At 65.2% G+C, this 7,696-nt stretch carries 8 protein-coding genes; 4 read left to right on the forward strand and 4 right to left on the reverse strand.

Going from position 1 to position 7,696, the window contains the following annotated elements; genetic code table 11:
• Nucleotides 1-149: 149 nt before the first annotated feature.
• The gene (locus tag ACESL8_RS09150) at nucleotides 150-1,592 is read right to left on the reverse strand and encodes an AMP nucleosidase (protein WP_372918050.1); all 1,443 of its coding nucleotides are present in this window, start codon (nucleotides 1,590-1,592) and stop codon (nucleotides 150-152) included.
• A gap of 85 nt (nucleotides 1,593-1,677) precedes the next feature.
• Here ACESL8_RS09150 and ACESL8_RS09155 point away from each other — a divergent pair, with 85 nt between their 5' ends.
• A complete protein-coding gene (locus ACESL8_RS09155; RefSeq protein ID WP_372918052.1) occupies nucleotides 1,678-2,838 on the forward strand; it encodes an acyl-CoA dehydrogenase family protein in 1,161 nt (386 codons plus the stop codon).
• Between the two features lie 36 nt (nucleotides 2,839-2,874).
• Nucleotides 2,875-3,294, forward strand: coding sequence for a DUF423 domain-containing protein (locus ACESL8_RS09160; RefSeq protein WP_372918054.1), 420 nt, complete (start codon nucleotides 2,875-2,877; stop codon nucleotides 3,292-3,294).
• On the opposite strand, the gene ACESL8_RS09165 is transcribed toward ACESL8_RS09160, so the two are convergent.
• Together ACESL8_RS09165 and ACESL8_RS09170 are read right to left on the reverse strand one after the other, a co-directional pair.
• On the reverse strand, nucleotides 3,291-4,067 hold the full coding sequence (locus ACESL8_RS09165; RefSeq protein ID WP_372918056.1) for a class II aldolase/adducin family protein: 777 nt from the start codon (nucleotides 4,065-4,067) through the stop codon (nucleotides 3,291-3,293). The two genes, ACESL8_RS09160 and ACESL8_RS09165, sit on opposite strands and share 4 nt — an antisense overlap.
• 30 nt (nucleotides 4,068-4,097) lie before the next feature.
• A complete protein-coding gene (locus ACESL8_RS09170) occupies nucleotides 4,098-4,268 on the reverse strand; it encodes a DUF2256 domain-containing protein (RefSeq protein WP_372918058.1) in 171 nt (56 codons plus the stop codon).
• Between the two features lie 70 nt (nucleotides 4,269-4,338).
• Between ACESL8_RS09170 and ACESL8_RS09175 the strand changes: the two genes are divergently transcribed.
• Together ACESL8_RS09175 and ACESL8_RS09180 are read left to right on the forward strand one after the other, a co-directional pair.
• Nucleotides 4,339-5,949, forward strand: a complete 1,611-nt coding sequence (locus ACESL8_RS09175) for an alkaline phosphatase (RefSeq protein WP_372918060.1) — start codon at nucleotides 4,339-4,341, stop codon at nucleotides 5,947-5,949.
• A gap of 20 nt (nucleotides 5,950-5,969) precedes the next feature.
• Nucleotides 5,970-6,956, forward strand: a complete 987-nt coding sequence (locus ACESL8_RS09180) for an alpha/beta hydrolase family protein (protein ID WP_372918062.1) — start codon at nucleotides 5,970-5,972, stop codon at nucleotides 6,954-6,956.
• A gap of 4 nt (nucleotides 6,957-6,960) precedes the next feature.
• On the opposite strand, the gene ACESL8_RS09185 is transcribed toward ACESL8_RS09180, so the two are convergent.
• Nucleotides 6,961-7,696 (reverse strand): 3-dehydroquinate synthase (locus ACESL8_RS09185; protein WP_372918064.1); only part of this gene is annotated, 736 nt, incomplete at its 5' end.

A 7,696-nucleotide genomic window follows, 5' to 3' on the forward strand; every position in this document is an offset into this window, starting at 1 on the left:
CCGCCAAGGCCGACCGGCTGGAGCGGCTGGTGGAGCGCTGGTGGCCGGAGGCGATCGGGCCGGCGGATTTGACCAACGCGGATTTGTGGCGCGACGTGAAGGCCGCGCGGGCGGCGTTGTTGGCGGAGCTTGGGCTGAGCCTCTGAAACTCACCGAAACGGCGGCTCGTCGAACGCGCGCAGCTTGCGCGAATGCAACGCCGGGCCTTCGTCGCGCAGGATCATCATGGCTTCGATGCCGATCTGCAGATGTTCGGAAATCGCGCCCTCATAAAACCGGTTGGCCTGGCCGGGCAGCTTGATTTCGCCGTGCAGCGGCTTGTCCGAAACGCACAGGAAGGTGCCGTAGGGCACGCGGAAGCGGTAGCCTTGGGCGGCGATGGTGGCCGATTCCATGTCGATCGCGACGGCGCGCGACTGGTTGAAGCGCAGGCTGCTTTGCGAATAACGCAGTTCCCAGTTGCGGTCGTCGGTGGTCACCACAGTGCCGGTGCGCAAACGGGGTTTGAGCGCGTCGCCGGTCATGCCGGTGACCTTTTCGGTGGCGAGTTGCAGGGCTTTTTGTACTTCTGAAAGCGCCGGGATCGGGATTTCCGGCGGCAGCACATCGTCCATCACGTGATCATCACGCAAATAGGCGTGGGCCAGCACATAATCGCCGATGGCCTGGGATGGGCGCAGCCCGCCGCAGTGGCCGATCATCAGCCAGGCTTCGGGGCGCAACACGGCGAGGTGATCGCAGATCGTCTTGGCGTTGGCGGGGCCGACGCCGATGTTGACCAGCGTGATGCCCTTGCCGCCCGGTGCCACCAGGTGCCAGGCCGGCATCTGGTTCTTGCGCCAGGTGAAATCGGCAGCGGCGCGCATCGCATCGGGATCGCCGGCGGTGATGTCGAGCCCGCCGGGGCAAGCGAGGCGATCGTATCCGCCCTTCCCGAGTTGCCGGCAGGCAAAGGCGACGAATTCATCGACATAACGGTGATAGTTGGTGAGCAGGATGTAGTGCTGGAAATCTTCCGGCGCGGTGCCGGTGTAATGCTTGAGCCGGGCCAGCGAAAAATCCGTGCGCGGGCCATCGAACAGCGCCAGCGGGCGGGCAGCGGCGCGGGCGTCGTCCCACAGGCCGTCGGCGAGTTCGTCGCCGATCTGCTGCAATTCGGTGGTGGGGAAATGCCGGGCCAGTTCGGCGGCCGCCACGCCGTCCAGCTTGAGATCGGCGGCGCCGTCGAGGACATAGGGGTAGGGGATTTCGATTTCGGAGCGGCCGACCGTGATGATCACATCGTAATCGGCCATCAGCAGGCTGAGCTGTTCTTCGAGGTAGGCGCGGAACAGCGCCGGGCGGGTGACGGTGGTGGCGTAGGAGCCGGGGCGGTTGAGCCGGGCAAAGGCGCGGACCGGGCGCAAGGCGCGGCGTTCACCGGAAAATTCCAGCCGCAATTCAGGGTAGGCCCAGTCGCCGCGCACACGGCTGGAATCATCGGGGGCGACGCCATCGTTGATATAGGATTTCAGCGCCTGGCGCAGAGCCGCGACGGATTCGCTGTGGATTTCGATCAGTTGGTCGACGATGGCGGCAGGTGCAAGGTTCATGCTGTAGCGGTTGCACGAATTGGCCGCAGGATTCCAGCCCCGGAAACGCTTTTCAGCATGGGCGTGGGCCCGTATGGATAAGACCATGAGCCAATTTGACCTGACCGACGATCAGAAGGCGATCCAGGAAGCCGCCCGCCGCTTCACCGCCGAACAGATCACGCCGCACGCCGCGCGCTGGGACGCGGAGCACCATTATCCCAAGGACGTGGTGCAGGCCGCAGCCGGCCTTGGCTTTGGCGCGATTTACGTGAGCGAAGCCGGCGGCGGCATCGGGCTGGGCCGGCTGGACGCGGCGTTGATCATGGAGGCCATGGCCTATGGCTGCCCATCGACCAGCGCGTTCATCTCGATCCACAACATGGCGGCGTGGATGGTCGACTGTTTTGGCGATGCGGCGCTGAAAGCCAAATATCTGCCGGGGCTGGTGACGATGGATCAGATCGCCAGTTATTGCCTGACCGAGCCGGGTTCGGGTTCGGACGCGGCGGCGCTGAAGACGCGGGCGGTAAGAGCCAAAGATTCTCGGGGCGATCATTATGTGGTGAGCGGATCGAAGGCGTTCATTTCGGGCGCCGGGGTGAATGATCTTTATGTCACCATGGTGCGCACAGGGGTGGATGGGCCGAAAGGCATTTCCTGCCTGATGATCGAAAAGGATATGCCGGGCGTGAGCTTTGGCGCGCCGGAACGCAAGATGGGCTGGCGTTCACAGCCCACCGCTCAGGTGAATTTCGACGAAGTGCGGGTGCCGGTGGGCAATCTGGTCGGGGTGGAAGGCCAGGGCTTTGCCATCGCCATGGCCGGGCTGGACGGTGGCCGGCTCAATATCGGGGCGTGTTCGCTGGGCGGCGGGCAGCGGGCGCTGGATGAAGCCATGGCCTATACCCGCCAGCGCCAGCAGTTCGGCAAGGCGATTGCGGATTTTCAGGCCACCCAGTTCACGCTGGCCGATATGGCCACCGAATTGTCGGCGGCGCGGGCACTGCTGTATCAGGCCGCAGTAAAGGTGAGCGAAGGCGCGCCCGACAAGACGCAGTTTGCTGCCATGGCCAAGCGTTTTGCCACCGATATCGGCATGGCGGTGGCCGACCGGGCGCTGCAATTGCACGGCGGCTATGGCTATCTGATGGATTATCCGGTGGAACGCATTTTCCGCGATCTGCGCGTGCATCAGATATTGGAAGGCACCAACCAGATCATGCGCGTGATCACCGCGCGCGAAATGTTGCGGCACAGCAATTGAGGGGATTTGACCGATGATCGCCGCAGGCTTGCTGTCATGACCGATCAGGCACCGCCCGCCCGCCCGCGCTATCTGCCGGCGTCCCCGCGTTATTTGCCGGCCTTTGCCTGCTTGAATGCGGTGATCGCGCTGGCGTTCGGCACGTTTGCCGCACACGGCATCAAAGATCCGCAGGCCAGGGACTGGATCATGACCGGGGTGATGTTCCAATTGCCCCATGTTGCTGCGGTGTTCGCCCTGCTGGCGTGGCGCAATTCGCCGTTCATGCATTCGGGTGCCTGGGCCGTGAGCGTGGGCAGCTTCATCTTCGCGATGGATCTGAACCTGCTGGCGATGGGCGCCCCCAAATGGGTGGCGGCGTTTGCCCCGGCCGGCGGCACCGCCATGATGTTCGGCTGGCTGTGGCTGGCGATCATCGCCTTTGCCGGGGACGCGCTGAAGCGGTTTGAGGGTTAATCCCGGAAGCTGGGGTCCATCCGGTCCAGCTTGCGCAGCAGTGCCGGCCACGCCAGCATGTTGCCCACCATCTTGAGGCCGGTGCGGCCCTGATTGGCGGCCTTTTCGGGGGTGCCCTGCGGCGGGTGGTTGATCAGTTCCTGACCGCCGGCCAGCGCGTGGATCTGGGCTTCGCAGGCGCGTTCGAGGAAATACATCTTGATGAAGGCTTCGGCCACGGTTTCGCCCACGGTGAGGGTGCCGTGGTTGCGCAGGATCATCGCGGTCTTGGTGGCGCCCAGATCGTCCACCAGCCGTTCGCGCTCATCCAGATCGGTCGCGACGCCTTCATAGTGGTGATAGGTCAGCTCATCGCGGATCAGCATCGCGGTCTGCGTCAGCGGCATCAGCCCTTCGGCTTGCGCTGATACGGCTTGCCCATGCGGGGTGTGCAGGTGGATGACGGCGTGGGCATCTTCGCGCGCCATGTGGATGGCGGAATGGATGGTGAAGCCGGCAGCGTTGGTGATGTAGGGGGTTTCCATCACCGGATGGCCCTGCACGTCGATCTTGACGAGGCTGGATGCGGTGATTTCCTCGAACATCAGATTATACGGGTTGATCAGGAAATGATGTTCCGGCCCCGGGACCCGCACCGAAAGATGGGTGAAGATCAGATCGTCCCAACCATAATGCGCCACCAGCCGGTAGGCGGCGGCGAGATCGACGCGCAAGCCCCACTCCTCGGCCGAAACCTGATCCTTCACGCTTGGCGTTTTGAGTTGCGTGGCCATGGCGATTCCCTTTGCGTGTGTGTGCTGGCGTCAGTTTGCACCTTTTGCCTTGGCGCGCAAATAGGCGCCGCTGCGGCACGCGTCGGAACAATATTTCACATTGTCCCAATCCTTGGCCCATTTCTTGCGCCACGCGAACGGCCGCCCGCATGCGAGGCAATCCTTGGACGGCAAATCAGCTTTGCTGCGCATTTTTGCCATGGCGGGCAAATCCCCTCGAAATTGTCACAATATCCGGTTTAATGGCATCAGCTTTATCGGGGAATCAGCCATGCGTCCTGCCATCCATCGTCGCGCTTTTCTTGCTGCCGCTGCCGCCGGCCTGATCCTGCCGGTGCGCCCGGCACTGGCCCGGCTGTGGCCAAGCAGCGGCTTCAGCCACGGCGTCGCTTCGGGCCATCCCGGCCCCGGCGCTGTCACGCTGTGGACGCGTTTTGCCAGCGTGACCGGCGCTGCGACGCCGCTGACGCTGGAAGTGGCGGAAGACGAAGCCATGAGCCGCGTGATCGCCCGCGCCGAAGCGGTGGCCGGCGCCGAAACCTGGGGCACGGCGCAGGCACGGGTGAGCGGCCTGCCGGATGGCAAGTGGCTGTGGTACCGGTTCACCGCGCCCGATGGCACACAGTCGGTGGTGGGCCGCACCAAGACGCTGCCGGCCGGCAAGCTGGACCAGCTGAAACTGGCGGTGTTTTCCTGTTCAAATCGGCCGTTCGGCATGTTCAACGCCTATGCCCACGCCGCGGTGCGCGATGATATCGATGCCGTGATCCACCTGGGCGATTACATCTATGAATATCCGATGGGCAATTATCCCGAAACGGTGATGCCGGGCCGCGAGATTTTGCCCGGCGATGAAATCCTGATGATCGATGATTACCGCCAGCGTTACGCCAGCTACCGCGCCGATCCGGCGCTGCAGGCGATCCACGCGCGGTTCCCGATGATTGCCATCTGGGACGACCATGAATTTGCCAACGACACCTGGAAGAGCGGTGCGCAGAACCACCAGACAAACGAAGGCATGTGGAATTTGCGCCGCGCCGCCGCCTTGAAGGCGCACCGCGAATGGCTGATGTCGCCGGAACTGCCGTGGCAGCGTTATGATTTCGGCAATCTGGTTTCAGTGATGACGCTGGATACAAGGATGACGGCGCGCGACAAGCAGCTTGATCTGAATGCGGCGCTGCGCGGCGGTGCCGATGGTATCAAGGCCTTCCAGACCGGCGAATGGCAAAATCCGGCGCGCACGCTTTTGGGCACCGAACAGGAAGCCTGGTTTGGCAGCGAAGTGGCCGCCAGCGTGAAGGCCGGCCAGCGTTGGCAGCTGATCGCGCAGCAAGTGGTGATGGGCGATATCATGACCCCCAAGGACGCGCTCAGCTGGCTGGCGCCGGGTGCCGATGCCCGGGCGCTAGGCTATGTAAAAGGCGGCATCGCGGCGGCCCAGGCCGGCATTGCGGGCGCGCAGGACATGTGGTCGGGTTATCCGCAGGCGCGGCGGCGGCTGCTGAAGGCGATGGCCGATGCCGGCGCCGATCCGATCGTGATTTCGGGGGACAGCCACAATGCCTGGGCGTTCAACCACAGCCTTGATGGCAAGGCGGTGGCGGCGGAGTTTGGTGTGTCGTCGGTGACGTCGCCGGGCTATGAGCAGGCGCTGAAAGCCGATCCGGCGATCATCCGCGCTGGCCTGCTGCAAAGCTCGCCGGGGATGCAATGGTGCGACACCAGCCGCCGCGGTTACCTCACGCTGTCGTTCAACGCCAACGAGACCCGCTGCGACTGGGTGTTCATGGACACGATCAAAACCGTTTCGATGGCTACGAGTGCGCCGCAGGCCGCCGTGGTGAAGCGCGGCAAGCGGAAGATGACGCTGGCGTAATCCGGGGTTAGGGTGGGCAGGTGAAAGCTGCGCTCACACTTGTTGGCCTTGGCCTGCTGCTGGCCGCTCCGGCTGCGGCAGCCCCCGCAGTTTGCGATGCCGTGTGGCGTGATGGCCCGCGCGGCCGCGATGTGCCGCTGCGCATCGATATGCCCGCAGGCAAGGGCACATTTCCCGCCGTGATCTGGTCCCCGGGGCTGGGCGGCACGCGCAGCAACGCCGCACGCTGGGTGGCGGCATGGACGGCGGCGGGCATTGCGGTGATCCGGCTGGAACACCCCGGCAGCGATGCCAGCGTTTATCGCGGCGCAGCCACGCCGCAGGAACGCGAAGCCCGCGTGCGTGCCGGCATCGCACCCGAACAGCTGGCGGCGCGCATTGCCGATGTGGGCTTCGTGGCCGATGAACTGGCGCGGCGCGGCGATGAACTGGCGCGGCGCGGCGATGAATTGGTGCGGCGCGTGCGGCAGGGCGCGTGCGATCTGGCGCGCATCGACAGCGACCGGCTGGCGCTGGCGGGGCACAGCATGGGCGCGTGGGTGGTGCAGGCGATGGCCGGCCAGCGCCCCGACGGCGAACATGCGCCGCTGATCGACCGCCGTTTCCGCGCCTTCATCGCGATGAGCAGCACCGGCCCGCCCGATGCGGCCGCCGCAAAGCTGCAATTCGGCGGCATCGGCCGGCCGCTGTTGGTGATCACCGGCAGCATGGACGGCGTGCCCGCCAATGCCGCGCCCGATGTCGCTGCTGATCAACGCGCCAAGCGGCTCAGCCTGTTCGCTGGCGCGCCGGCCGATGGCCGCAAGGCGCTGCTGGTGATGGCCGGTGCCAACCACATGCTGTTTGCCGGCGATACGCGCAAGCAACCCGCCGAGGTGCAGATGCAGGGGCGCGTGGCCCGGATTTCGGCACTGTGGTGGCGGCAGGTGCTGCTGGGCGATGCACGCTCGCAAAAGTCGTTGGCGCGGCCGGCTTTGGGGAAAGCGGATCAGTGGGTGCGCAAGTAGGCGCCTAGCCCGCCAGCTGCTCCGCCAGAAAGGCCTCGACCTCCGCCAGTTCGATGTCGCGGCTCACGAAGCTTTGCCCGATGCCGCGCGCCAGGATGAAGGCGAGGCGGCCGGCGTTCATTTTCTTGTCTTGCTTCATGTGGTGGATCAGGCGCGCGGCGGTGCAATCGAGGCCCAATGCGGCAGGTTCGGTGGTGAAGCCGAGGCCGGCAAGGTGAGCGGATACACGCTGGGCATCGGCAGCGGGGCACAGGCCAAGGCGAGCGGAGAGGCGGAAGGCCTGCACCATGCCAAGTGCCACCGCTTCGCCGTGCAACAGCCGGCTGGAAAAGCCGGTTTCGGCTTCAAACGCATGGCCGAAGGTGTGGCCGAGGTTGAGCAGCGCGCGGATGCCGGCGGTTTCGCGTTCGTCGGCCGCCACCACGGCGGCCTTGGCGCGGCAGCTGTGGGCGATGGCGGTTTGCTGTGCGGCGGCATCGCCGGCCAGGACGGCGGCGGCATTGGCCTCGCACCAGGCAAAGAACGCCGGGTCGTTGATCAGGCCATATTTCACCACCTCGGCATAGCCGGCCATCAATTCGCGGCGCGGCAGGGTGGCGAGCACGGCGGGATCGATCAGCACACACGCCGGCTGGTGGAAGGCGCCAACGAGATTCTTGCCGGCGCCGGCGTTGATCGCGGTCTTGCCGCCCACCGACGAATCGACTTGGGCAAGCAGCGTGGTCGGCACCTGCACGAAG

Origin of the sequence: Sandarakinorhabdus sp. (genome assembly GCF_041689835.1) — a bacterium.
In the GTDB taxonomy this organism is placed as follows: domain Bacteria; phylum Pseudomonadota; class Alphaproteobacteria; order Sphingomonadales; family Sphingomonadaceae; genus Sandarakinorhabdus.

Bases quoted from the DNA above. Each gene is read 5' to 3' on its own strand.
- ACESL8_RS09160 (WP_372918054.1), top strand. From the start codon at position 2,875: ATGACCGATCAGGCACCGCCCGCCCGCCCGCGCTATCTGCCGGCGTCC.
- ACESL8_RS09170 (WP_372918058.1), bottom strand. From the start codon at position 4,268: ATGGCAAAAATGCGCAGCAAAGCTGATTTGCCGTCCAAGGATTGCCTC.
- ACESL8_RS09175 (WP_372918060.1), top strand. From the start codon at position 4,339: ATGCGTCCTGCCATCCATCGTCGCGCTTTTCTTGCTGCCGCTGCCGCC.
- ACESL8_RS09165 (WP_372918056.1), bottom strand. From the start codon at position 4,067: ATGGCCACGCAACTCAAAACGCCAAGCGTGAAGGATCAGGTTTCGGCC.
- ACESL8_RS09155 (WP_372918052.1), top strand. From the start codon at position 1,678: ATGAGCCAATTTGACCTGACCGACGATCAGAAGGCGATCCAGGAAGCC.
- ACESL8_RS09150 (WP_372918050.1), bottom strand. From the start codon at position 1,592: ATGAACCTTGCACCTGCCGCCATCGTCGACCAACTGATCGAAATCCAC.